The organism is Phytohabitans sp. LJ34 (genome assembly GCF_052068095.1).
Classification (GTDB): Bacteria; Actinomycetota; Actinomycetes; order Mycobacteriales; family Micromonosporaceae; genus Phytohabitans.
This window is the reverse complement of the sequence record NZ_JBQHDG010000011.1, coordinates 232,152-254,302: the sequence shown is the minus strand read 5'-3', so window position 1 is coordinate 254,302 and position 22,151 is coordinate 232,152. Positions and strand designations below refer to the sequence as shown.

24 protein-coding genes are annotated in these 22,151 nt (G+C 69.6%); 17 read left to right on the top strand and 7 right to left on the bottom strand.

Annotated elements, in window-relative coordinates; all coding sequences use genetic code 11:
• Positions 1–124: 124 nt before the first annotated feature.
• Positions 125–394 carry a hypothetical protein gene (locus ACTMTJ_RS21270; protein WP_441219176.1) on the bottom strand — a complete coding sequence of 90 codons (270 nt, stop codon included), beginning with the start codon at positions 392–394 and terminating at the stop codon, positions 125–127.
• A gap of 63 nt (positions 395–457) precedes the next feature.
• Here ACTMTJ_RS21270 and ACTMTJ_RS21265 point away from each other — a divergent pair, with 63 nt between their 5' ends.
• The 5 genes from ACTMTJ_RS21265 to ACTMTJ_RS21245 all read left to right on the top strand — a co-directional run bounded on the left by ACTMTJ_RS21265 (position 458) and on the right by ACTMTJ_RS21245 (position 7,534).
• Complete coding sequence (locus ACTMTJ_RS21265) at positions 458–1,288, top strand: hypothetical protein (RefSeq protein WP_441219175.1); 831 nt, start codon at positions 458–460, stop codon at positions 1,286–1,288.
• Between the two features lie 415 nt (positions 1,289–1,703).
• On the top strand, positions 1,704–2,027 hold the full coding sequence (locus tag ACTMTJ_RS21260; RefSeq protein ID WP_441219173.1) for a hypothetical protein: 324 nt from the start codon (positions 1,704–1,706) through the stop codon (positions 2,025–2,027).
• A gap of 345 nt (positions 2,028–2,372) precedes the next feature.
• On the top strand, positions 2,373–5,489 hold the full coding sequence (gene ileS, locus ACTMTJ_RS21255; protein ID WP_441219171.1) for an isoleucine--tRNA ligase: 3,117 nt from the start codon (positions 2,373–2,375) through the stop codon (positions 5,487–5,489).
• 104 nt (positions 5,490–5,593) lie between these two features.
• On the top strand, positions 5,594–6,616 hold the full coding sequence (locus tag ACTMTJ_RS21250) for a zinc-dependent alcohol dehydrogenase family protein (protein ID WP_441219169.1): 1,023 nt from the start codon (positions 5,594–5,596) through the stop codon (positions 6,614–6,616).
• A 39-nt stretch (positions 6,617–6,655) separates the two neighbouring features.
• A complete protein-coding gene (locus ACTMTJ_RS21245; protein ID WP_441219167.1) occupies positions 6,656–7,534 on the top strand; it encodes a helix-turn-helix transcriptional regulator in 879 nt (292 codons plus the stop codon).
• Positions 7,535–7,552: 18 nt separating this feature from the next.
• Here the strand turns inward: ACTMTJ_RS21245 and ACTMTJ_RS21240 are convergent, their stop codons facing one another.
• Positions 7,553–8,215: an MOSC domain-containing protein gene (locus ACTMTJ_RS21240; protein WP_441219165.1), complete on the bottom strand. Its 663-nt coding sequence runs from the start codon at positions 8,213–8,215 to the stop codon at positions 7,553–7,555.
• 38 nt (positions 8,216–8,253) lie between these two features.
• A complete protein-coding gene (locus ACTMTJ_RS21235; protein ID WP_441219163.1) occupies positions 8,254–9,135 on the bottom strand; it encodes a LysR family transcriptional regulator in 882 nt (293 codons plus the stop codon).
• A gap of 108 nt (positions 9,136–9,243) precedes the next feature.
• On the opposite strand from ACTMTJ_RS21235, the gene rarD reads away from it, so the two are divergent.
• From rarD to ACTMTJ_RS21220, 3 genes are all read left to right on the top strand, one after another.
• On the top strand, positions 9,244–10,209 hold the full coding sequence (gene rarD / locus ACTMTJ_RS21230) for an EamA family transporter RarD (protein WP_441219161.1): 966 nt from the start codon (positions 9,244–9,246) through the stop codon (positions 10,207–10,209).
• A gap of 48 nt (positions 10,210–10,257) precedes the next feature.
• Positions 10,258–10,866, top strand: coding sequence for a dihydrofolate reductase family protein (locus tag ACTMTJ_RS21225; protein WP_441219159.1), 609 nt, complete (start codon positions 10,258–10,260; stop codon positions 10,864–10,866).
• A 117-nt stretch (positions 10,867–10,983) separates the two neighbouring features.
• Positions 10,984–11,424, top strand: a complete 441-nt coding sequence (locus ACTMTJ_RS21220) for a VOC family protein (RefSeq protein ID WP_441219157.1) — start codon at positions 10,984–10,986, stop codon at positions 11,422–11,424.
• 57 nt (positions 11,425–11,481) lie between these two features.
• Here the strand turns inward: ACTMTJ_RS21220 and ACTMTJ_RS21215 are convergent, their stop codons facing one another.
• Both ACTMTJ_RS21215 and ACTMTJ_RS21210 read right to left on the bottom strand, forming a co-directional pair.
• Positions 11,482–11,604, bottom strand: a complete 123-nt coding sequence (locus ACTMTJ_RS21215; protein WP_441219155.1) for a hypothetical protein — start codon at positions 11,602–11,604, stop codon at positions 11,482–11,484.
• Between the two features lie 26 nt (positions 11,605–11,630).
• A complete protein-coding gene (locus ACTMTJ_RS21210; protein WP_441219153.1) occupies positions 11,631–12,212 on the bottom strand; it encodes a DUF5317 family protein in 582 nt (193 codons plus the stop codon).
• 220 nt (positions 12,213–12,432) lie between these two features.
• Between ACTMTJ_RS21210 and ACTMTJ_RS21205 the strand changes: the two genes are divergently transcribed.
• Positions 12,433–13,089: a GNAT family N-acetyltransferase gene (locus ACTMTJ_RS21205; RefSeq protein WP_441219151.1), complete on the top strand. Its 657-nt coding sequence runs from the start codon at positions 12,433–12,435 to the stop codon at positions 13,087–13,089.
• Here the strand turns inward: ACTMTJ_RS21205 and ACTMTJ_RS21200 are convergent.
• Positions 13,086–13,466: a hypothetical protein gene (locus ACTMTJ_RS21200; RefSeq protein WP_441219149.1), complete on the bottom strand. Its 381-nt coding sequence runs from the start codon at positions 13,464–13,466 to the stop codon at positions 13,086–13,088. The genes ACTMTJ_RS21205 and ACTMTJ_RS21200 overlap by 4 nt on opposite strands.
• A 560-nt stretch (positions 13,467–14,026) precedes the next feature.
• Between ACTMTJ_RS21200 and ACTMTJ_RS21195 the strand changes: the two genes are divergently transcribed.
• Positions 14,027–14,482 (top strand): hypothetical protein, encoded by a 456-nt coding sequence (locus ACTMTJ_RS21195; RefSeq protein ID WP_441219148.1) that lies wholly within the window; start codon positions 14,027–14,029, stop codon positions 14,480–14,482.
• A 108-nt stretch (positions 14,483–14,590) separates the two neighbouring features.
• Here the strand turns inward: ACTMTJ_RS21195 and ACTMTJ_RS21190 are convergent, their stop codons facing one another.
• Positions 14,591–15,418, bottom strand: a complete 828-nt coding sequence (locus tag ACTMTJ_RS21190) for a VOC family protein (RefSeq protein ID WP_441219146.1) — start codon at positions 15,416–15,418, stop codon at positions 14,591–14,593.
• 141 nt (positions 15,419–15,559) lie between these two features.
• Between ACTMTJ_RS21190 and ACTMTJ_RS21185 the strand changes: the two genes are divergently transcribed.
• The 7 genes from ACTMTJ_RS21185 (at position 15,560) to ACTMTJ_RS21155 (ending at position 22,106) form a co-directional block, all read left to right on the top strand.
• A complete protein-coding gene (locus ACTMTJ_RS21185; protein WP_441219144.1) occupies positions 15,560–16,174 on the top strand; it encodes a dihydrofolate reductase family protein in 615 nt (204 codons plus the stop codon).
• 40 nt (positions 16,175–16,214) lie between these two features.
• Complete coding sequence (locus ACTMTJ_RS21180; protein WP_441219142.1) at positions 16,215–16,568, top strand: YciI family protein; 354 nt, start codon at positions 16,215–16,217, stop codon at positions 16,566–16,568.
• Between the two features lie 2 nt (positions 16,569–16,570).
• Positions 16,571–17,797 carry an RNA polymerase sigma factor gene (locus ACTMTJ_RS21175; protein ID WP_441219140.1) on the top strand — a complete coding sequence of 409 codons (1,227 nt, stop codon included), beginning with the start codon at positions 16,571–16,573 and terminating at the stop codon, positions 17,795–17,797.
• Between the two features lie 222 nt (positions 17,798–18,019).
• The gene (locus tag ACTMTJ_RS21170) at positions 18,020–19,060 is read left to right on the top strand and encodes a LacI family DNA-binding transcriptional regulator (RefSeq protein WP_441219138.1); all 1,041 of its coding nucleotides are present in this window, start codon (positions 18,020–18,022) and stop codon (positions 19,058–19,060) included.
• Positions 19,061–19,073: 13 nt separating this feature from the next.
• A complete protein-coding gene (locus tag ACTMTJ_RS21165; protein ID WP_441219136.1) occupies positions 19,074–19,703 on the top strand; it encodes a DUF1961 family protein in 630 nt (209 codons plus the stop codon).
• A gap of 211 nt (positions 19,704–19,914) precedes the next feature.
• Entirely contained in the window at positions 19,915–20,574 is a 660-nt protein-coding gene (locus tag ACTMTJ_RS21160) for a YesL family protein (RefSeq protein WP_441219134.1), read from the top strand.
• Positions 20,571–22,106 (top strand): extracellular solute-binding protein, encoded by a 1,536-nt coding sequence (locus ACTMTJ_RS21155; protein ID WP_441219132.1) that lies wholly within the window; start codon positions 20,571–20,573, stop codon positions 22,104–22,106. Before ACTMTJ_RS21160 ends, ACTMTJ_RS21155 begins: the two co-directional genes overlap by 4 nt.
• The last annotated feature ends 45 nt before the right edge of the window (positions 22,107–22,151 follow it).

The window sequence follows — 22,151 nt, the reverse complement described above, 5'->3', positions numbered from 1 at the left end:
ACGACTCGCATGCGCACGATGATCTCCCCAACGTGATCCTGTATGGACGGTGCGCCTACCACTCTATCGATGTGTGCTCCACTGTCGATGGCCGTAACGGCCAAACCCGCCAGCGGCGCCGGCGTCACCGACCGCGCACAATGGACTCGGCGACCTGGCGGACGCGCGCCAGGTCCGGCTGGAAGGCCTCGGCGATGTCCGGGTGCAGGCCCGCGCGGGTCTGTTCGACCAGCCTGGCGGCGACCTCGTCGACGCTTTCATCGCGGTAGTCGCCGGACACGACTTCCGTCGCGTGTCGCAGGGCGGAGCTCAGCTGCTCCTCCAGCGGGCCCCGCAGCTTTTCCGGCACCGGGCCGAGGTCGGCCTGGTCGAGTGAGACGTGCGGCTCCGACATGCCGGATCGGTTACCCACCCGGCACGGGCCACCAAACGCCGCGCGGAGGCATGATGTGGGTCGATGAGAGACCTCGCGGTGTACGTGGAGACGCTGGCCTTCGTCATGGTGCTGCCCGGGTTCGTGACGCTCGCCGTGCTGGCACCGCTGCGCCGGCCGCTGCTGCGGCTCGACCGCGACATGCAACGGTTGCCGCCCGCGCATTTCCGCAACGTCATCCTGATGCCGGTCACCTCGATCCTCACCGGTTCGATCGCCGGCATCGGGGTCAACCTCGCCACCGGTGACACCGACCTCGGCTGGGTGGCGGTGCTCGTCGTCGGGGTGGCGATCACCATCGCCGCGTGGGCCGGCCTTGTCGCGCTCCGGCCGGCCGCGCCGCGGAGCACACCCATGGGGTACCGGCGGCGGCTGCTCGCACGGCTGAGCGCGGTCGACTGGGCGGCGACATCGGACAGCGCTCGTGTCGCCGGCAGGCGCGTCGCCCACCGGCTCGCCGCGACCGGTGACCGGCTCCAGCGGCACGGGCACGGGCTGCGGTTCCGGCGGTGGCTCGCCGGGCGCAACCGCTGGCTGCTGGCGCTGTTGGCCACCGCGACCGGGTACAGCGCCGGCTTTCTGGTCTGGCTGGTGGTCGTCGCCGTCGCCCACCGCCGCGCCGGGCTGGGTCTGGGCCTGGCGATCATCGTGGTGACGCCGTTGCTGGGCCCGGCGCAGCTGTGGCTCTGGTACCGCATGCACCGGGCGACACTGCGCGAGTTCGGCGGCGAGCTGACCGCCGACGCGGAGCGCTTGGAAGCGGCCATCGCCGCCGCCCCACCCCTGACCACCGGCCGGCGCCTCGGCCGCGCGATCCGCGTCTTCCTCGACTCGCGTCCCCGCGACCACAGGTGACGGTACGTTACGCACGCCGCATCTGAGGCACTGTGTACACAATGGACCTTTCACCACCGTGACAGTGTCGTGAAAGGCAACCGGCTCTGGTACTACGGCCGAAGGATCCCGGTCGTCGAGGGCTAGCCCACTCCGGGCCGCGGCGGCCGGGCTGGTTACGCCGCGTCAGGATGGCGGCGGAGGGCCGCGAAGACCCCCGCGGGGCTTGTCCCGCGGACCTGGCAGTGGACGGCCGGAGATTTCGGCTCGCCCTGGCGAGCCGCCGGCCGGGAGCGGCGCCCGCGGGAGCATACGGCCCGCCGCTGACGCGGACGGGGGAAATCTGCCTCGAAGTAATGTAACGACGGGCGGCGCCCCCACTGAAGCGCGATTTCGATCTTGACACGGCCTCTTCGAACAGGCGTACGATCGGCCCGTGGTCAAGCTACCCAGGATGGTCGAGGGTGCCACCCTGCACAGGCCAGGCGCGGATCCTGACGATCACGGCAACCCAGGTGCGTTGCTGTCGGTCCGTCTCGACTACTCCGACGGTCACCCCGAGCCGTACGAACTGATTGTGAAAGAGGCGACGGGACAGCGCCGGAAGGTGTCTCACCGCTACCGGACGCCCCAGGAGGCCAGCGGCGCCCTGGGTGCCGTCTACGCGGCCGAGAAGAGCAACGGGACGTGGCGGGTGGTGCGGCCGACGAGCGCACCCCCGCCAGGCTGGGAGTCACCCGCGCCCCCGGGAGCGGGCTGAGCCTCTGTCCACTTCAGACGCTCGCGAAAGTGCGCTGCCATGCTCGCGGAAAATGCGCTGCCGTGAGAGCCGCCAGCCGGTACGATTCTGGCGCAAGGCTTGGATGGGGACGAGTAGCCGTCGCACGCAGCCAGGAGCGACCCGGGGTGGTGAGAGCCGGGGGTGTGCTCGGCGGGGAAATATCACCCCGGAGCCGTCGGAAGAAAGGCCGTCCCGGCCGAGTAGAACCGACCGCACCACTTCGAGTGGGCCGTGACGGCGCGTCACGGTCAAGGAGGGTGGTACCGCGGGGCTTTCGCCTCGTCCCTCCGTTGGCAGCTGTTTCGGTGTCCGACGGAGGTATGCGTGTATCGCTCAGTGCCGGCTCAGGCCGACCTGCCCGCGCTCGATCACGAGGTGCTGCGGTTCTGGCGGGCAAACAGCATCTTCGCGCGGACCCTGGAGCAGTCGCGGGGGCGACCGGAGTGGGTGTTCTACGAGGGGCCGCCGACCGCGAACGGGATGCCCGGCGCTCACCACATCGAGGCGCGGGTGTTCAAAGACGTCTTCCCGCGCTACCAGACGATGAAGGGTCGCCACGTCGCCCGCAAGGCCGGCTGGGACTGCCACGGCCTGCCGGTCGAGCTCGCGGTCGAGAAGGAGCTCGGGTTCGGCGGCCGGCAGGACATCGAGGCGTACGGCATCGCGGAGTTCAACGCCAGGTGCCGGGAGTCGGTGACCCGGCACGCCGACGCGTTCGCCGAGCTGACCGAGCGCATGGGCTACTGGGTCGACATGGACGACGCGTACCGGACCATGGATCCGGAGTACATCGAGTCGGTCTGGTGGTCGCTCAAGCAGATCTTCGACAAGGGCCTGCTGGTCGAAGACTTCCGCGTCGCGCCGTGGTGTCCGCGGGATCAGACGACGCTGTCCGACCACGAGCTGGCACAGGGCTACGAGACGGACGTCGACCCGGCGGTCTACGTCCGGTTTCCGCTCACCTCGGGCCCGCTGGCCGGGCGCGCGTCGCTGCTGGTCTGGACGACGACGCCGTGGACGCTGGTGTCGAACACGGCCGTCGCGGTCAACCCCGCGGTCACGTACGTGGTGGCGACGGACGGTGCCGAGCAGGTGGTGGTCGCGGCACCGTTGCTGGCTTCGGTGTTGGGCGAGGGCTGGACGGCGACGGGCGAATCGTTCACCGGAAAGGAGCTGGAACGCTGGACCTACCGTCCGCCGCTCGATCTTGTGGCGGTGCCCGACGCGCATCTGGTCGTCCTGGCGTCCTACGTCACCACGGACAGCGGCACCGGCCTGGTCCACCTGTCGCCGGCGTTCGGCGCGGACGACCTGGCCGTCTGCCGGGCGTACGGGCTGCCGATGGTCAACCCGGTGCGCCGGGACGGCACCTTCGCCCCGGACGTGCCACTGGTCGGCGGTCTGTTCTTCCGCGCGGCGAACGAGCCGCTGGTCGAGGAGCTGCGCCGGGCCGGTCTGCTGCTGCGCCACACACCGTACGAACACCAGTACCCGCACTGCTGGCGCTGCCACACCGCGCTGATCTACTACGCGCAGCCGTCCTGGTACGTCAAGACCACGGCCGTCCGTGACGCCCTGCTGCGGGAAAACGAGCGCACGAACTGGCAGCCGGCGACGCTCAAGCACGGCCGGTACGGCGACTGGCTGGCCAACAACGTCGACTGGGCGCTGTCCCGCAACCGCTACTGGGGCACTCCCCTGCCGATCTGGCGCTGCGCCGACGGCCACCTGACCTGTGTCGGCTCACTGGCCGAACTGGGTGGGCTGGCGGGCGAAGACCTGTCGGCGCTCGATCCGCACCGGCCCTTCGTCGACGGCGTCACGTTCACCTGCCCCTCGTGCGCGCTGACCGCCACCCGGGTGCCCGAGGTCATCGACGCCTGGTATGACTCGGGCTCGATGCCGTTCGCCCAGTTCGGCTACCCGTACAAGAACAAGCAGCTGTTCGAGCGGCGATTTCCCGCGCAGTTCATCTCCGAGGCGATCGACCAGACGCGCGGCTGGTTCTACACCCTGATGGCCGTCGGCACGCTGGTCTTCGACCGCTCCGCGTACGAAAACGTCGTCTGCCTGGGCCACATCCTGGCCGAAGACGGCCGGAAGATGTCCAAGCACCTCGGCAACATCATCGAACCCATCTCGCTGATGGACACCTACGGCGCGGACGCGGTGCGCTGGTTCATGGCGGCCGTCGGCTCGCCGTGGTCCGCGCGCCGGGTCGGGCACACCGCGCTTCAGGAAGTCGTTCGCAAGACCCTGCTGACGTACTGGAACACCGTCGCGTTCCAGGCGCTCTACGGCCGTACCGCCGGCTGGTCGCCGTCGGACGCGGACCCGCCGCCGGCCGACCGGCCGGTGCTCGACCGCTGGCTGCTGTCCGAGCTGAACCAACTGGTGCGTAAGGTGGACGCGGCGCTGGCGGCGTTCGACACGCACGAGACCGGCAAGCTGCTCGCCGGGTTCGTCGACGACCTGTCCAACTGGTACGTGCGGCGCAGCCGGCGGCGGTTCTGGCGCGGCGATCCGGCCGCACTGGCCACCTTGCACGAGGCGCTTCGCACCGTGACCTTGCTGATGGCGCCGATCACCCCCTTCGTCACCGAACGCGTCTGGCAAGACCTCGTCGTGTCCGTCGACCCGCGAGCGGCGCGGTCGGTACACCTTGCGGCGTTTCCCGAGGTCGACGCGTCCCTGGTCGACGCCGAGCTGGCCGACCAGATGGCGCTCGTCCGCCGGCTTGTCGAGCTCGGCCGGGCGGCGCGGGCCGAGTCGGCCATGAAGGTGCGCCAGCCGCTGGCCCGCGCACTTGTCTCGGCGACCGGCCTGGCCGAGCTGCCCCCGGACCTGCTCGCGGAGATCGCCGCCGAGCTGAACGTCGGCACCGTCGACCCCGCCTCCGACTCCTTTGTGGACACTACGGCGAAGGCCAACTTCCGGGCGCTCGGCAAGCGGTTCGGCAAGGGCGTGCAACAGGTCGCCCGTGCGATCGCGGCGGCCGACGCCGCCGCGCTCAAGAAGGCCGTGCGCGCGGCGGGAGTGGCGACCGTCCAGGTCGACGGCGAACTCGTCACGCTCGGCCCGGACGAGGTCATCCTCACCGAGACGCCGCGGGAAGGGTGGGCCGTCGCCTCCGACGCCGGCGCGACCGTGGCGCTCGACCTGCGTCTGACGCCCCAGCTGCGCCGGGCCGGCCTGGCCCGGGAGGCCATCCGGCAGATCCAGCAGGCGCGCAAGGCCAGCGGGCTGGACGTCGCCGACCGCGTCCAGCTGCGGTTCGTGGCCGGGGACGAGGAGACCGCCCTCGCCCTGACCGAGCACCGCGACCTGATCGCCGAGGAGGTCCTGGCCACGGACTACGCGGCCGGCAAGCCGGCCTGGACCGGCTCCGAAACCTTCACGGACGAGGCCATCGGGCTGACGTTCTGGCTCCGGAAGGCGTGAAGCGCGCGGATAGCGCGGTGACGGCCGTTACGCCCGCCGGGTGGGGGGTGGGGGGTCCTGACAAACCCTCCCAGTGGGACCGGCCACCGAGGTTCGATAGGTTCATGCGTGGAGTGGTGATGTACACCGCCGGTGACGTGCGGGTGGAGGAGCGCGACGACCCGAAGATCGTCGAGCCGACCGACGCGATCATCCGGTTGACCGCGACCTGCATCTGCGGGTCTGACCTGTGGCCGTACCGCGGGATCGAGCCGGCTGACCATCAGGTCATGGGCCACGAGTACGTGGGCGTGGTCGAGGAGGTCGGCGCGCGGGTGCGGACCCTCGAAGTTGGCGACTTCGTCGTCGGCTCGTTCGCCATCGGCGACGGCACCTGCGAGATCTGCCGCGCCGGGTACCCGTCGCAGTGCCCGAACCGCCAGTTCGTGTCGCAGACGATCGGCACCCAGGCCGAGAAGGCCCGGATCCCGTACGCGGACGGCGCCCTGGTCGCCACGCCGGGACAGCCGGACCCGGAGCTGATCCCGTCGTTGCTGGCCGCCTCGGACGTGCTGGGCACCGGCTGGTTCGGCGCCGTGGCCGCCGAGGTCGGGCCGGGCAAGACGGTCGCGGTCGTCGGCGACGGCGCGGTCGGCCTGATGGGCGTCCTGGCCGCCAAGCAGCTGGGCGCGGAGCGGATCATCGCGATGTCGCGCCACCCCCAGCGGCAGAAACGGGCCCTGGAGTACGGCGCGACGGACATCGTCACCGAGCGTGGCGACGCGGGCGTGGCGAAGATCAAGGAACTCACCGGCGGGCTCGGGGCGCATTCGGTGATCGAGGCGGTCGGCACCCAGGAGTCGACCATGCAGGCGATCGGCGCCACCCGGCCGGCCGGGCACATCGGCATCGTCGGCGTCAACTACGAGGTCTCGATTCCCGGCCCCGCGGTGTTCTTCTCGGGCGTCCACGTGCACGGCGGCCCGGCCCCGGTGCGCCGGTTCCTGCCCGAGCTGATCCAGCTGATCTGGGACCGCGAGATCGACCCGGGCAAGGTCTTCGACCTGACCCTGCCGCTGGAGCAGGCCGCGGAAGGGTACAAGGCCATGGACGAGCGGCGCGCCGTCAAGGTGCTGCTCACGCTCTGACGCCGGATGGATCTATCGTCGAGGCGGCGAGGTGAAGCTGTGAGCCACAAAGACGACGTGCGGGAGTTCCTGATCTCCCGCCGCGCGCACGTGACGCCCGAGCAGGCCGGCCTCCCCGACTACGGCGGGGAACGGCGGGTCCCGGGGCTGCGCCGCGAAGAGGTCGCCATGCTCGCCGGCGTCAGCCTCGACTACTACACCCGCCTGGAACGCGGCAACATCCGCGGCGCCTCGGAAAGCGTGCTCAACGCGATCGCTCGGGCGTTGCGACTCGACGACGTCGAACGCGAGTACCTGTTCGACCTGGCCCGCCCCGCACCCAGCAAGCCGGCGCCGGCCGCCCGGACGGTGCGCCCCTCGGTGCAGCGGGTCCTGGACAATCTGGCGGTGCCCGCCGTGGTGTTCAATCCGCGGCAGGACCTCGTCGCCTCGAACCTCATGGGCCGTGCCCTGTTTTCGCCGCCGTTCGAGGCCGAAAAGCCGAACATGTGCCGGTTCATCTTCCTCGACCCGCGCGCCAAGGAGTATTTCGTCGACTGGCCGCTGGCCAGGCGGATGAACGCCGCGATGCTGCGCCTGCAAGCCGGCCGAGACCCGCTCAACAGCGACATCACCGCGCTCGTCGGGGAACTGTCCACCCTCAGCCCGCAGTTCCGCGAAGACTGGGCCGACCATCACGTACACGAGCACCGCCACGGGCAGAAGGTCTACCGCCATCCCGAGGTCGGCGAGATCGATGTCACCTTCGACGCGTTCGACATGCCCGGCGAGCCGGGCTTGATGATCTGCACGTACACCGTCCAGGAAGGCAGCCCGTCAGCCGACAAGATGGCCCTCCTCGCCGGCTGGGCCGCCACCCAGGCCTTCGCGGCCGACGAGCACACGTCCGTCCGCGCCGACCCGGTGCGCCGGGAGTGAAAGGCGTCCGGGCGCGCGCTACCGCCGCTGGGGCAACCGCTCCGCGAGGGTGTCGCGCAGATCGTCGGGCAGCCCGTCGATCTCGACCAGCTCGGGCAGCAGCTCCGGCTCGGTCATGTACGCCCGGAAGGCCGTCGCGATCGTCACCCCGTGCGCCGGGCGGTCCTCCACGGTCACCGGATCACCGGCCCACACCTCGCCCGGCTCCAGCACGCGCAGGTACGCACCCGGACGGTTCGCCCGGGTGAAGGTCTTCACCCAGCGCGGCTCGCCCATCTTGTGCTGGAACGTGGCGCACGGGATGCGACCGAAGGTCGGCTGTAGGACCAGCCGCGGCCCGATGCGCCACCGCTCACCGATGACCGCGCCGTTGACGTCGAGATCCTCGGTCGTCAGGTTTTCGCCGAAGAGCCCGTTGGCCAGCCGGCGGCTGAGCCGCGCCTGCCACCAGTCGTAGTCTTCCCGCGCGTACGCGTACACGGCCTGGTCGTCGCCGCCATGGTGCGCGATGTCGAAGATCTGGTCGCCGACCAGGCCGCTGTGCAACCCGGTCGTCTTGGGGCCTGGCGCGCGCACGGTGACCAGGTGGTCGACCGGCTGCTTGTTGATGCCCGTGATGCCCACGCCCTTGGCCGGGTTGGGCTCTGGCACCGCCAGGTTGACCGAAAGAATCCTGCTCACGCCCGGCAACCTAGCCGCCCGGGCCACCGCGAGCCACGCTATTTCCCATCCGCCGGCGGCGTGGCGGCTTCGGTGAGTGCGGCCAGCACCGCGGCGACGGCCGGCGGGTCGGGTGGGTCGCCGTAGGTGGCGGCGTAGATCCGGCGCTGGAAGCCGGCGAGTTTGGTGGCGTGGATGTCGGGCCGGCGATGCGCTTGGAGTGCGAGGCCGGGCAGCGTGGCGACGCCCATGCCGGCGGCGACCAGCGACTGCACGACGACCATGTCGTCGCTGAGTGAGGCGATGCGTGGGGTGAAGTCTTCCCGACGGCATACGGTGACGAGCTCCGCCTGGCACCGCTCGCAACCGCCGATCCAGGCGGAGTGGCGATGGTTGGTCAGGCTGTCGTCGGGGCGCCGGCTGATGAGGTAGATCGGGTCGTCGCCGATGTGGACGAGGCGGAATCCCTCGTCTTCGGCCGGGGTGTCGGCGTGGCGGAAGACGAGGGCGACGTCGATCTCGCCGTGCCGCAGCATTTGCAGCGCCTCGACCGGGTGGCGGTCGACCAGGCTCAGCTCGATCCCCGGGTACGCCTCAGCCAGCGCGGCGACCGTCTTGGGCACGATCGTGCTCAGCGCCGAGGCGTTGGCGGCCAGCCGGACCCGTCCCGACTGGAGACCGACCTGTGCGGCCAGCTCGTTGGTCGCCGCGTCGACCCGTCCCACGATCTCGGCGGCTCGATGGGCCAGCAGCCGCCCTTCTGGTGTCAACCGGATCCCGCGGCCGATCCGCTGGACGAGGTTGACACCGGTGGCCTCTTCGAGGCGGGCCAGGTGGTGACTCACCGACGGCTGGGAGTAGTGCAGCTCCTTTGCCGCTTCGGTCACCGACCCGTGTCGGGCCACCGCGGCCAGGACCTTGAGGTGAACCAGGTTCAGCATTCATTAAGGATAGCAATGTGTACTACTCAGAATTGGCATTAGACGTCATACGGCATCTGATCCATGCTGAGTTCTACCGAACTTGGCCCGGAACCTCTAGGAGATGCCATGAGCCAGCAGCGCCTCGGCTACCTGTACGGCATCGGCGCGTACTCGCTGTGGGGCTTCATGCCCCTCTACATCAAGCTTCTGCGTCCCACGGGTCCGGTCGAGGTGCTGGCGCACCGGGTCGTCTGGTCCGTGGCGGTCCTCGCCGTGGTGTTGATCGCGGTGCGGGGCTGGCGCCCGCTGTGGCAGCTCGTCCGCCGTCCCGCCACGCTGGGCGGCGTCGCGGCGGCCGCCGGCATCCTCGCGGTCAACTGGGGTACCTACATCTACGGCGTCAACACCGACCGCGTGGTGGAGACGGCGTTGGGCTACTTCATCAACCCGCTGGTCGTCGTGCTGCTGGGCGTCGGCGTCCTCAACGAGCGGCTACGGGCCGCCCAGTGGACCGCGGTCGGGATCGGCGGCGTGGCGGTCGTCGTGCTCACCGTCAACTACGGGCGGATCCCGTACATCGCGTTGACGCTGGCCCTGACCTTCGCCACGTACGGGCTGCTCAAGAAGCGGCTGGGTCTGCCCGCGGCGCAGGGGCTCTTCGTGGAGGCCGCCGTGCTGGCCCTGCCGGCGCTGGGGCACCTGGGCTGGCTCGTGTGGCGGTCGGAGGCGACGTTCGCGGCGATCTCGCCCGGCCACACCGCCCTGCTGGTGGCGGCCGGCCTGGTCACCGCGATCCCGCTGCTGTTCTTCGCCGGCGCGACGAACCGGATCCCGCTGACCGGGATGGGGATGCTCCAGTACATCACGCCGACCCTGCAACTGGGCTGTGGTGTGCTGATCTTCCGCGAGCCCATGCCACCGGCCCGCCTGGCAGGCTTCGCGCTCATCTGGCTGGCGCTTACGGTGTTCACGATCGACGGCATCCGCCACGCCAGGGCTCAGGGCCGCACGGGATCGCTCCCGGTCACTCGCGAGCGGACCCGCCGGACGCGCGTGATGCCGCAGCCGGCGACCGTCGCGGCGCGCTACTGACCAAGTTCGGCATTCACCCGACGAAAGTCATACGAGGAGGACAGAGCAATGGGCAAGGTAATCAGCGGTATCACGATGTCGGCCGACGGGTACACGGCCGGGCTCAACCAGACCGAGGAGCGCCCGTTCGGCGACGACAGCGGCGACGGCTGGGGCGACAAGCTGCACGCCTGGTTCACCGAGGCCGCCGAGGAGAACCAGGCCGAGATCGACCAGATGCTGGCCGCCAAGGCGTTCATCATGGGCCGCAACATGTTCGGCCCGGTGCGCGGCGAGTGGGACCGGCAGTGGAACGGCTGGTGGGGCGACGAGCCGCCGTACCACGCGCCGGTGTTCGTGCTCACCCACCACGCGCGCGACCCGCAGCCGATGGACGGCGGCACCACGTACCACTTCGTCACCGACGGCATCGAGTCGGCCCTGGCACAGGCCCGCGCGGCGGCCGGCGACGGCGATGTCGCGATCATGGGCGGCGCGACCACCATCAACCAGTACCTCGCCGCCGGGCTGATCGACGAGCTGCGGCTGCACATCGCGCCGCTCACGCTCGGCGCCGGCACCCGGCTGTTCGACGGCGTGCCGCCGCTGACGCTCGAGCAGGTCAGCGCACGGGCGACGAGCCTGGTCACGCACGTGACCTACCGCGTGCTGCCCTGAACTGAAGAGCCGTACTGGCTCGAAGCTTCCGGAACAAAAGACGTCGAGAACGGCCTGGCGGCTCCGTCTCAGCAGCAGACGTGCGCCACCGGGCCGTACACACCGAGGAGACCCACCATGACGATCCATCGGATGGACAACGTCCTCATCGTTGTCGAAGACCTCGACGCGGTTATTTCCTTCTTCGTCGAGCTCGGCATGGAACTGGAAGGCAAGGGACCAATCGAGGGAGCCTGGGTGGAGGCGGTCATCGGGATCAGCGACGTACGCCAGGAGGTCGCGATGCTGCGGACCCCGGACGGCAACGGCCGGATCGAGCTGGCCATGTTCCACACGCCGAAGGCGATCCGCCCCGAGCCGAAGGACGCGCCGGCGAACACGTTGGGCATTCGTCGCGTCATGTTCGCCGTCGACGACATCGACGCCGTCGTCGCCCGCCTGCGCTCCCACGGCGCCGAACTCGTCGGCGAGGTAGCGCGGTACGAGGACATCTACCGGCTCTGCTACGTCCGCGGCCCGGAGGGCATCGTCGTCGGACTAGCCGAACAGCTCAGCTGACGACCCCTGAGGTACGCGCCTGGCCCCGGCATACCGCCTGAGCCAGGCGCGCGACATTTACATCGACTCGGTTTGTGGTGCGGCCAAAACATAGATGGCGACCGCCAGGGTTGCGATCGACGCGGCGGCGAACCAGATCCGTCGCGCCAATGGGCGCTCCGACAACAGACTCGTCAGCATGTACACCTCCTTCCATCGAACGTGATTTACAAACTCGGCGCCGGTTGGGACGTGGACCGGGCGGGCGCGTCGCGCCTCGCCAGCGCGATGATGAGCCAGCAGATTCCGGCGAACATCAAGAGGTCTCCCAGGCTCAGCACTATCCGCAGCGCGGGGACGGGAATGACGTCCGCGAAAATCGGGAACATGGTCTCCGCGGATATCTCGTTCGACGCCGCTATCGCCCGCTCGGAAAATCCGGCCTTGCGGGCAGCCCATGCCGAGAGCGGCATGCCGCCGTTCAATGCGATGGTCGCGGTGTTGAGGGTGAATCCGAGCGCGAAGATGCCCAGACCGGGCCGGACGTTTTCCGACGGGGAGCGAAGATTGACGGCGACGAAGGCGATGCCGAGCAGCCAGATCAGCACCACCGGCAGCACGCCGTCGCCCGGCCGCAGGACCGCGGACGCCCAGGCCGGATCCGAGATCCGAACGAACTGCACGGCCGCCGCGCCCCAGATCAGGGAGAGGCCGCGCAGCCGGATCGATTGGAGCGCGCGGAGCCCGCCGCGGCGGATGGCCAGCACGATCAGGGAAATGACAATGGGCAGCAGCATGAGCGCCCACATGCGCCAACCTGGCACGCCATCCCCCCATGAACCGCACCGACCCGAATCCCGGACGCTTTACGTTAGGCACGCGCGCTCACGGACGTCTTTCGTCATCCTGACGGTTCACTGACGCCGATCCGGCAGGCGTGCCTCTTGCGGTATTCCAGCGCCCCTCGAGCGGAGCCGTCGCCGCGCGTGGCAGGATTTCCGTCGATGTCCGTCGAAGTGATGAGGGGCTATGGCTACGATTCGCCTGCACAACGATTTGGACCTTGACGAGACGCGTCGTATCTGCGTGCGTACCGCGAACTCGGGGCAGGACTCCACCCCGATGACGGAGTTCCCGGACCTGTTGCCCGACATCTTCCTGGTGCCGTACACGGTCCACGACCCCGATCTGTGCTTTGTCGTCGAGGAGGGCGGCCGGGCGGTCGGCTACATCGTCGGCTGCGCGGACACGGTGAGGTTTGCGACCTGGTTCCGCGACGAGTGGGCTCCGGAGATCGGTCGCAAGTACCCGCAGCCGATCGAGTCGCCCAAAACCTGGGACGAGATGTGGGTCTACTGCCTGCACTTCAACTCGTACCCGCGCATGGTCATGCCAGGGATCGAGGACTATCCGTCCCATCTGCACATCGACCTCGCACCGGAGTACCACCGGTTGGGTCTGGGCCGGGAACTCATGTTGACCTACCTCGACGCGCTGAACGCCGCCGGTGTGCCCGGCGTGCACGCGTGCGTGTCGGCACACAATCCCGGCGGGCTGAAGTACTACGACAACATGGGCTTCAAGCCCATCGAGGTGCCCGATCCGGCGCCGGTGGTGTGGCTCGGCCGGTCCACCGACACCACGGACCTGACCGAGGCGAAGGTCGTAGCCGGCGCGAGCGGCTAGCCGTCAGGTCGGTGCGGACCGGAGTGTGTCCACGACCGGGCGCCGCGTCGCGACTCGGCGCTGGCCGCCGGGGTCCGTGAGCTTGAGGTTGAGCGTGTACGAACGCGGCTGCCCGCCCGCCAGTGTGGCGATGTCGCCCCGGTCGACCCAGACCAGGCCGCCGCGCTCGTCGTCAGCGGTGTCACGATCACGTCCGGGCCCGCGCTGGCGGCCGGGGTCTGCTGATACGGCCGGTTGGCGATCTCGTCGAGGGTCAGGCCGAGGGTCAGCGTGGCGGTGGCGGCGGCGATGGCGGTCAGAAGCAGGACGGTCTCGGTCCGGCGGCGGCGCAGGTCCCGCACCAGGAGCCGGCAGACGAGCAGGAGACGCCCGGACATGTCAGCGCCTCCGTGATGGACCCTCGTCTAGAGACCTTTCGGAGTCGAGGTGGCCGGGCGCTAAGTTCCTTTTAGGACAAAGATTTGAGCTACCGCGACGTCCGTCGTGGTCCAGACCGCCGCTCCCGCGGCCTCACCCGTCCGCCGCTGGTCGCGCTCACCCCTATTGGGCCGCGCGACGGTCACTGTTTGTCCACAATGTCTGCTCCCGGATCGGCGCTCTGGGAAAGCTGCGGATTTTCGTCGCCGCCGGTAACCGCCGCGGCGAGGTGAGCGGCGCGAGATTCCAGATCTCGGAAAGCTAGGGCGCTATTTTCAACCCCAACTCTCCGAGATCTCGAAGTCTCGACCCATGAGCTGGTGACACTGCGTCAGGATGGCGGAGATAGGCCCCACGAAGAACCCCTTCGGGGCTTGTCCCGCGGACCTGGCAGTGGACGGCCGGGGATTTCGGCTCGCCCCGCGAGCCGCCGGCCGGGAGCGGTCCCCGCGGGAGCATACGGTCTCCAGCTGACACGGGCGGGGGAAATCTGCCGGAGCGCGGCCGGTAGGGTGCCCGCGTGGCGGTTCGCATTGATGTCGAGGCCTTTCGTGAGTCCATCCCACCCGGCGTGGAGCAAGCCGCCCAGCGGCTGCGGGACGATGACCGGATCGGTGAGCTCGAGCCCGTCGGCGGCGGAGTCCAGGCACCGGTGCACGACCCGGTAGGCAGCCTGCGCCCCTGGGTCGGGATCGTGGACGGCGCCCTGACCGGCCGGTGCGCCTGCCCCGACACGGGCGAGGACCTGTGCGCCCACGCGGCCGCGGTCATGTTGGCGGCCGTCGCCGAATGCGTCCACCTTTCGGCGTCCGCGACACCACCCAACCCCGACCCCGACGACGCGGAACGCACCCTCTACACCGAGGCGGCGCGCCGGCTCACGCCCGACCAGCTGGCCGAACTGGTGGTCGAGCAGGCGATCCGCGACGAGGTGTTCGCCGCCGACCTGCTCGCCGAAGCAGGCATGCCGACCTAGGTGACGTGTACCAAGGGCTCCCCGCATCGCCCTCCCGCCGGAACGGCCACCCGCCTTCATGCCGGCCAAGATCCGCGACGTCGATCGGCGAGGTCGCCCGCGTCATCCTCAGGTCCGAGGACGCGGCAGCCAGGGGTCGACGGCGATCGTCTCGGGGGTGAGGCCGTAGTGGCCGGCGACCTCGCGCAGGCGCTCTTCGCCGCGGCCGAGGGTGAAGCGGTGCCCGTCCGGGTCGCGCACGACGAAGTCCCGCATGCCGTAGGGGCGGGAGGCCACCGGGTCGACGACGTCGGCGCCGGCCTGCTGGTACTCCGCGCACAGGGCGTCCGGATCCTCGACGTACACGTAGGCGGACTGCGCGGGCGGGGGCGAGTCGCCGCGCCAGGGGACGAGCAGCAGCATCTCGATGTCACCGCTGGACAGGGCGGCGAGGGTGCCGTCGGTGGTACGCCACGCGAGGCGAAAGCCGAGTGCCTCCTGGTAGTAGGCGATCGAGCGGTCGATGTCGGTGACCGGAAGCCGGGGCATGAGATGCAGCCAGGCGGTCATCTCGGTCTGCGCGTCGGCATGCATGGTGTCCTCCTGCGTGAGGGTGTCCACCGCCGCGAGTAGGCGGCGGACTTCGTCAAGGCGGGCTTCCAGCCGCGCGCGGTGGTCGCGAAACAGCTGGCGCCGTTCGGCGTCGCCGGTGCCGGCCAGGATCTGGCGGATGTCGGCGATGGGCATGTCCAACGATCGAAGTAAGGCGATCGCCCGGGCGGCGCCGGTCTGGCCGCGCGTGTAGTAACGGTAGCCGGACCGCGCTTCGCGGCCGTCGGGTTCGAGCAGCCGCAGCCGGTCGTAGCGGCGCAGTTGGGGGATGCTCAGGCCGACGAGCTCGGCGAACCGCCCGATCTGCCACCGCCCGGATTGGTCGTCCATGTGATCGTCGTCCACGATGTCGATTCTGCGGGCCTGTCGCGCGTCAGGGTCAAGACGAAAAATTCCGGCGGTGGTGTCGGATCGAGGCGGGGGCGTTCGTGGCAAGGGTGAGAGGCCGCCCGCGGGGGCGCCGCAAACCACAGGAGATGATCGACCATGAAACTGACGACCGTCACGAACGTCTCTCTCGACGGGGTGATCCAGGGGCTCGGCGGGCCGGACGAGGACCGCAGCGGCGGGTTCGAGCGCGGCGGATGGGCCTTGCCGTTCTTCGAGGACGACGGCGAGGCCGCGACGTTTCTCAACCAGGTCTACGAGCGCGCCGACGCGTTCCTGTTCGGCCGGCGGACGTACGAGATCTTCGCCGGATCCTGGGGAACGTGGGACGATCCGGGCGACAGCCCGATCTGGACGGCGTTGAACACGAAGCCCAAGTACGTCACGTCGACCACCCTGACCGACCCGCGGTGGGCGGACACGACCGTCCTCTCCGGTGACCTCGCGGCCGCCGTCGGCGACCTGAAAGCCAAGCCCGGCGGGGAGCTCCAGGTACACGGCAGCGGCGCCCTGATCCGGTGGCTGCTCGACAACCGCCTGGTCGACGAGATCGTCCTGCTCACCTATCCCATGGTCATCGGGCAGGGCACGCGGCTGTTCCCCGAGAATGGCCCGGACACGGCGCTCGACCTTGTCGACCTGCGGAGCACCTCGAAGGGGCTCACGTTCCAGGTCTACCGGCCCACCGGCCGCCCGCGATACGCGACCGCCTGACCGCGGCCGGCGCACAAACCCCACAGGAGATGATTTCGAGATGCACTACATGGTTTCCGTAATCGACGACAGGACCAACTCGGCCACGCCCGAGGAGAGGGCCGCCATCGACGCGTTCAACGAACGGATCATGGCCGAAGGGCACTGGGTGTTCGCCGGCGGCCTCAACTCACCCAGCACCGCCACCGTCATCGACAACCGGGGCGAGGAGGCGCTGTTCACCGACGGACCCTTCGTGGAGTCGAAGGAGCACCTCGCCGGCTTCTGGGTCATGGAGGCCCCCGACCTCGACGTGGCGCTCAAGCTCGCGGCCGAAGGGTCGAAGGCGTGCAACCGGAGGGTCGAAGTGCGGCCGTTCCTGGGGATCGCGACGCGGCCGTTTCCGGGCGAGTGAGCGTGATCGACGTCCAGGAGGCGATCACCCGTGCCCACCACGCGGAGTGGGCGCGGGTGGTAGCCGCCCTGACCAGGCGTTTCGGTGACCTCGACATCGCCGAGGAGGCGGCGGCCGAGGCGTTCGCGACCGCCGTCGAGCGGTGGCCGGCCGACGGGGTGCCGCCCAATCCCGGCGCCTGGCTGACCACCACCGCCAACCGCAAGGCCATCGACCGGATCCGGCGCGAAAACAAGCGCGACGACAAGCAGAAGGAGGCTCAGATGCTGTACGACGACGACCCCGTCGAGCCTCTCGGCGCGGTCGACGACGAGCGGCTCCGGCTGATCTTCATCTGCTGCCACCCGGCGCTGGCGATGGAGACCCGCGTGGCGCTGACCCTGCGCATGCTCGGCGGTTTGACCGTGGCCGAAATCGCCCGCGCCTTCCTGGTGCAGGAGACCGCCATGGGGCAGCGCATCACCCGCGCGAAAGCCAAGATCAAGGCGGCGCGCATCCCGTTCCGGGTGCCCTCCGCGGACGATCTCCCGGCCCGCGTCTCCGGTGTGCTCGCCGTGCTCTACCTGGTCTTCAACGAGGGATACCTGGCGACCAGCCCGGACGCCGATCCGGTCCGGCACGACCTGACCGCCGAGGCGATCCGGCTCACCCGCCTGGTCCGCGCCCTCCTGCCGGACGACGGTGAGGTGGCCGGGCTGCTGGCGCTGATGCTGCTCACCGAGGCCCGCCGCACCGCCCGGGTATCGGCCAGCGGCGAGCTCGTCACCCTCGACCAGCAGGACCGCGGGGCCTGGGACGGGACGCTGATCGCCGAGGGTCACCGGCTGGTACGCGAGCGCCTGGCGACCGGGGTGGCGCCGGGCCGCTACCAGATCCTCGCCGCGATCAACGCCGTGCACACCTCCGCCCGCGACATCCGCGACACCGACTGGTCGCAGATCGTCGCCCTCTACGACCAGCTCGTCCGCCTCGACCGCTCGCCGATCGTCGCCCTCAACCGGGCCATCGCGGTCGCCGAGCTCGACGGGCCGGAGGTGGCGCTGGCGGCCGTCGACCGGCTCGGGGAAAAGTTGGCCGGCTATCACGCCTTCCACGCGACCCGCGCCGACCTGCTGCGCCGGTTGGGCCGCGGTCAGCAGTCGCGCGCGGCGTACGACAAAGCCATCGAGTTGGCCGGCAACACCGCCGAGACCGCCGCCCTGATTCGCCGCCGCGACCAGCTGGGCTGATGCCGGTCGATCCGCGGGCGAGCGTTCGCCCGCTCTTGTGAATTGTTTCAATCGCCGCGTAGGATCCGCTGCGCCCGCATGTTCACGCCGAAGCGGGTGTGGCACAGGAGGTCCGGGCGCTGCCAGTCAGCCGCCTCCGTTGCGGGTCCGCAGCCATACTCGCGCGCGCTGTTACGTTTCACGCGCGGGGTCACGACCCGGTCAGGACCGAGGAGCGACGGCATGGTGTTGGCGGCCGCCGGAGGCGCCGCGCGCTCCGCGAGCGTCAAGGACGTCGCGGCGACGGCGGGCGTGTCGATGGCGACCGTGTCCAACGTCCTCAACCGTCCCGAGCGGGTGAGTGCGGGCACCCGGGCGAGGGTCGAGCAGGCCATGCGTGAGCTCGGCTTCGTACGCAACGAGTCGGCCCGCCAGCTCCGCGTCGGCAAGAGCCGGGTGCTCGCGTACGTGATGCTCGACGCGAGCAACCCGTTCTTCACCGACGTGGCGCGCGGGGTCGAAGACGTGGCCGAGGAGGCCGACCTGTCGGTGTTCCTGTGCAACAGCGACCAGCGTGGACAGCGCGAGCGGTCCTACCTGACCCGGCTGGAGGGCCAGCGGGTGCAGGGCGTACTCGTGACGCCCGTGGATCCCGAGGATCCCCTGCTGGACGACCTCGCCCGGCGCGGCACACCCGTGGTCATCGTCGACCGCACCCGCGCCGGCGACATGCACTGCTCGGTGGCGGTCGACAACGTCCTCGGCGGGCATCTCGCGGTCGACCACCTGCTCGACCTCGGCCACGACCGGATCGCGTTCGTCGGCGGTCCGGAGCGGATCGGACAGGTTCGGGACCGGCGGGAGGGCGCGTGGCGGGCGCTGACCGCCGCCGGGTACACGGGCGAGGACCTCGTGGTGGTACGGACCGACGCGCTGTCCGTCGCGGAGGGCCGCGGTGCGGGTGCCCGGATCGCCGGCATGTCCCGCAAGGTGCGCCCCACCGCGGTGGTGTGCGCCAACGACCTGCTGGCGCTGGGCCTGCTCCAGGCGTGCGCCACGCTCGGGATCCGCGTGCCCGACGACCTCGCCATCGTCGGCTACGACGACATCGATTTCGCGGCCGCCGCGACGGTCCCCCTCACGTCGGTGCGCCAGCCTCGGCGGGAGCTCGGGCGCACCGCGGCCGAGCTGCTCATCGACGAGGCGACCAACCCGGATCACGTACATCGACAGATGCTGTTCAAGCCCGAGCTCGTCGCGCGCGGGACCACGCGACAACGGTGAGGAGTCGACGCCGATGCCCTACGTCAACCCGTTGAGCTCTCCGGACGACCTGGCGGCGTTCCGGCTGGAGGGTGACGGCGCCGTGTCGTTCCCGCGCGGACGGCTGAGGCTGGAGAGCCTGCGCCCGCCGGGGGACGGCCAGGACGCCAACGTGGTGCTGTGGTGTCCGCGGGACTTCGGCGCCGACGTCACGGTGGAGTGGGACTTCTGGCCGATCCGGGAGCCCGGCCTGTGCATCGTTTTCTTCCACGCGCGCGGGCGGCAGGGCGAGGATCTTTTCGATCTGGCGCCGCGCACCGGGCGGTACGAGCAGTACCACCACGGCGACCTGGACGCCTACCACGTGTCGTACTTTCGCCGGATGTGGCCGTCGGAACGCCGGCTGCACACCTGCAACCTGCGCAAGAGCTACGGCTTCCACCTTGTCGCGCAGGGGCCCGACCCGCTGCCCGCGGTGCTGGACGCGCAGGGACCGTACCCGTTGCGCCTCACCGTCCACAGTGGCGTGATCACCTTCGAGGTGGCGGATCTCGTGTCGTTTCGATGGCAGGACGACCAGCCGCTCTCCGGCGGCAAGCTCGGCTTTCGGCAGATGGCGCCGATGATCGGCGAATACGCCAACCTTCGCGTGACCGAGCACTGACCGGCTGGCCGCGAAACGCCCGACGCCGCGCGTCAGCGCACCGCGACGAAGCCCGGCTACAACGGAAGGTAGTCCCCTGAAGCCCTTGAGGCAAGGCCTTTCCTGGCGTTGACATTGAGACGATTCAGGGCTACGGTCGCTCACACATTTGGATCCGTAACCCCCGCTCGCCCCAAGGCAGGCCAGCGTGCAGCGTCGAGCTCCGTCTTCCATGTTTTCGCCATCCGACCCACCACGCGCGGCGAGCGCGACCGGTTGGGCGACAAGACTCTACGAGGCCACGGACGAGGTCGTCTGGGCGGCCAAGCTCAACCTGCTCTGGCTGGTGTTCACGCTGGCGGGCGGGGTGGTCCTGGGGATCGGGCCGGCCACGCTGGCGGCCTACACGCTCGCCCGGCGGCGCGCACGAGGTGAAACATTTCAGTCCTGGCCGGCGTTCGCCGCCGCCTACCGTCGCGAGTTCGGGCGCGGGTCTCTGATCGTCCTGCCCCTGGCCGGGACGACCGTCCTTCTGGTCGTCAACTACTTCTACTTCGCCTCGCTCGGATCGGCGGGCACGGGGTTCCGGCTGGCCACCTTCGCGGCGATCGTCGCCGTGGTCGTGGTCGCGGCGTACCTGCTGCCCATGGCCGTGCACTTCGACCTGCGGACACTCGGCTACTTCCCCAAGGCCTCGCTGTTCGCCCTCACCCGTCCGGCCGCGACCGTCCTGTTGCTGTTCATCTTCACCGCGGTCGTGTACGCGTCCGCGACGTTCCCGTTCCTGGTGCTGGTGATCGCCATCGGCGGGTGGATCCAGCTGGACACCTGGCTATGCCTGCGCTTCTTCGCCGAAAACGAGGCGCGTCTACAAGCGAAAGGACTCTCATGACGATAAAGACCCGGATCGTTGCCACCGCGCTCGCGCTGAGCACCGCCATGGCCGGCACCGCCTGCGGTGGCGAGGAGGAGAAGGCCTCCTCACTCGACACGATCAACGTGATGACCAAGCTGTTCGGCACGGCACCCGATCCGGGCGGCGAGCTGCAAAAGGCCGTCGAGCAGCACATCGGCAAGAAGCTCAACATCACCTGGGTGCCCAACGCGGACTACAACGAAAAGCTCAACGTCACGCTCGCGTCCAACAGCCTCCCCGATGTGATGGGGGTGAACGAGAAGAGCCCGACGTTCGTCCGGGCCGCCCAGGCCGGTGCCTTCTGGGACCTGACCGACAAGCTCGACAAGTACCCCAACCTCAAGCCGGCCGACGAGCGGCGGGCGCTCAACTCCTCGGTCAACGGCAAGATCTACGGCATCTACCGGACCCGGCCGCTGCTGCGGTCGGCCGTCGTGTACCGCAAGGACTGGGCGGCGAAACTTGGTCTATCGGAGCCGCAGACGGTCGACGACCTGTACCAGATGGCCAAGGCGTTCACCGAGCGGGACCCGGACGGCAACGGCAAGAAGGACACGTACGGCCTGATCATCCCGAAGTGGCCCGGCTTCTACGCCAGCAACAGCCCGTACGACACGATGGAGACCTGGTTCGGCGCGCCCAACGGCTGGGGTGAGCGGGGCGGCAAGCTCGTGCCCGGCTTCGACACCGAGGAGTTCTACCAGGCCAACCGGTTCATGAAGAAGTGGGTCGACGAGGGCCTGGTCAACAAGGACTTCGCCACGCTGGACGCGGGCAGCTGGAACGACCCGTTCATCCAGGGCAAGGGCGGCATCATCATCGACGTCAACGTCCGCGGCACCGACCTGGCCGGCCGGTTCCGGCAGGCCGACCCGAAGGACATGGACAAGGTCGCCATGGTGGGCAACATGAAGCGGTCCGACGGCCAGAAGTTCTCCCTCGCGTTCACCGGGTACCTCGACGTCCTCGCCATCAGCAAGCAGCGGATCCGGACCGAGGAGCAGCTGGATGACGTCCTGAAGGCGCTGGACAAGCTCCAGGACAAGACGGGCGGCGCGCTGCTGACCCACGGCATCCAGGGCCGTAACTACAACCTCGAAGACGGCAAGGCCGTGTTGATCAACCAGGACGACCCCCAGGTCAAGACGCTCCAGAACGACGTGGACAAGGCCTTCATCCAGCTCGGCACCCGGTACAGCGTCGGGGGCAGCCTCTTCCCGACCAAGTTCCCCACCGAGCAGGAGACGAAGCTGTTCGAGCTGCGGGACACGCTGATGCAGGAGGACCTCAAGACGGCGGTGCACAACCCGGCGCTGCCCGTCCTCGCACCGACGCAGATCGAGAAGGGCCAGACGCTCGACCTGATCGTCCCGGACGCGCGGATCAAGTACCTGTCCGGCGAGATCACCGAGGAGCAGCTGCGGGCCGAGGTCAAGCGCTGGTACGACAGCGGCGGCACCCAGGTCGCGCAGGAGGTCAACGATCTGGTGTCCAAGCTTCCCAAGTAACGGTTTTCGAAAGGGGCCCGGTCACCAGACCGGGCCCCCTTCCCG

Excerpts from the sequence above, each read along its gene's own strand:
- ACTMTJ_RS21270 (WP_441219176.1), bottom strand. The coding sequence starts at position 394 with ATGTCGGAGCCGCACGTCTCACTCGACCAGGCCGACCTCGGCCCGGTG.
- ACTMTJ_RS21265 (WP_441219175.1), top strand. The coding sequence starts at position 458 with ATGAGAGACCTCGCGGTGTACGTGGAGACGCTGGCCTTCGTCATGGTG.
- ACTMTJ_RS21250 (WP_441219169.1), top strand. The coding sequence starts at position 5,594 with ATGCGTGGAGTGGTGATGTACACCGCCGGTGACGTGCGGGTGGAGGAG.
- ACTMTJ_RS21235 (WP_441219163.1), bottom strand. The coding sequence starts at position 9,135 with ATGCTGAACCTGGTTCACCTCAAGGTCCTGGCCGCGGTGGCCCGACAC.
- rarD (WP_441219161.1), top strand. The coding sequence starts at position 9,244 with ATGAGCCAGCAGCGCCTCGGCTACCTGTACGGCATCGGCGCGTACTCG.
- ACTMTJ_RS21225 (WP_441219159.1), top strand. The coding sequence starts at position 10,258 with ATGGGCAAGGTAATCAGCGGTATCACGATGTCGGCCGACGGGTACACG.
- ACTMTJ_RS21220 (WP_441219157.1), top strand. The coding sequence starts at position 10,984 with ATGACGATCCATCGGATGGACAACGTCCTCATCGTTGTCGAAGACCTC.
- ACTMTJ_RS21215 (WP_441219155.1), bottom strand. The coding sequence starts at position 11,604 with ATGCTGACGAGTCTGTTGTCGGAGCGCCCATTGGCGCGACGGATCTGG.
- ACTMTJ_RS21210 (WP_441219153.1), bottom strand. The coding sequence starts at position 12,212 with ATGTGGGCGCTCATGCTGCTGCCCATTGTCATTTCCCTGATCGTGCTG.
- ACTMTJ_RS21205 (WP_441219151.1), top strand. The coding sequence starts at position 12,433 with ATGGCTACGATTCGCCTGCACAACGATTTGGACCTTGACGAGACGCGT.
- ACTMTJ_RS21200 (WP_441219149.1), bottom strand. The coding sequence starts at position 13,466 with ATGTCCGGGCGTCTCCTGCTCGTCTGCCGGCTCCTGGTGCGGGACCTG.
- ACTMTJ_RS21185 (WP_441219144.1), top strand. The coding sequence starts at position 15,560 with ATGAAACTGACGACCGTCACGAACGTCTCTCTCGACGGGGTGATCCAG.
- ACTMTJ_RS21180 (WP_441219142.1), top strand. The coding sequence starts at position 16,215 with ATGCACTACATGGTTTCCGTAATCGACGACAGGACCAACTCGGCCACG.
- ACTMTJ_RS21170 (WP_441219138.1), top strand. The coding sequence starts at position 18,020 with ATGGTGTTGGCGGCCGCCGGAGGCGCCGCGCGCTCCGCGAGCGTCAAG.
- ACTMTJ_RS21165 (WP_441219136.1), top strand. The coding sequence starts at position 19,074 with ATGCCCTACGTCAACCCGTTGAGCTCTCCGGACGACCTGGCGGCGTTC.
- ACTMTJ_RS21160 (WP_441219134.1), top strand. The coding sequence starts at position 19,915 with ATGTTTTCGCCATCCGACCCACCACGCGCGGCGAGCGCGACCGGTTGG.
- ACTMTJ_RS21155 (WP_441219132.1), top strand. The coding sequence starts at position 20,571 with ATGACGATAAAGACCCGGATCGTTGCCACCGCGCTCGCGCTGAGCACC.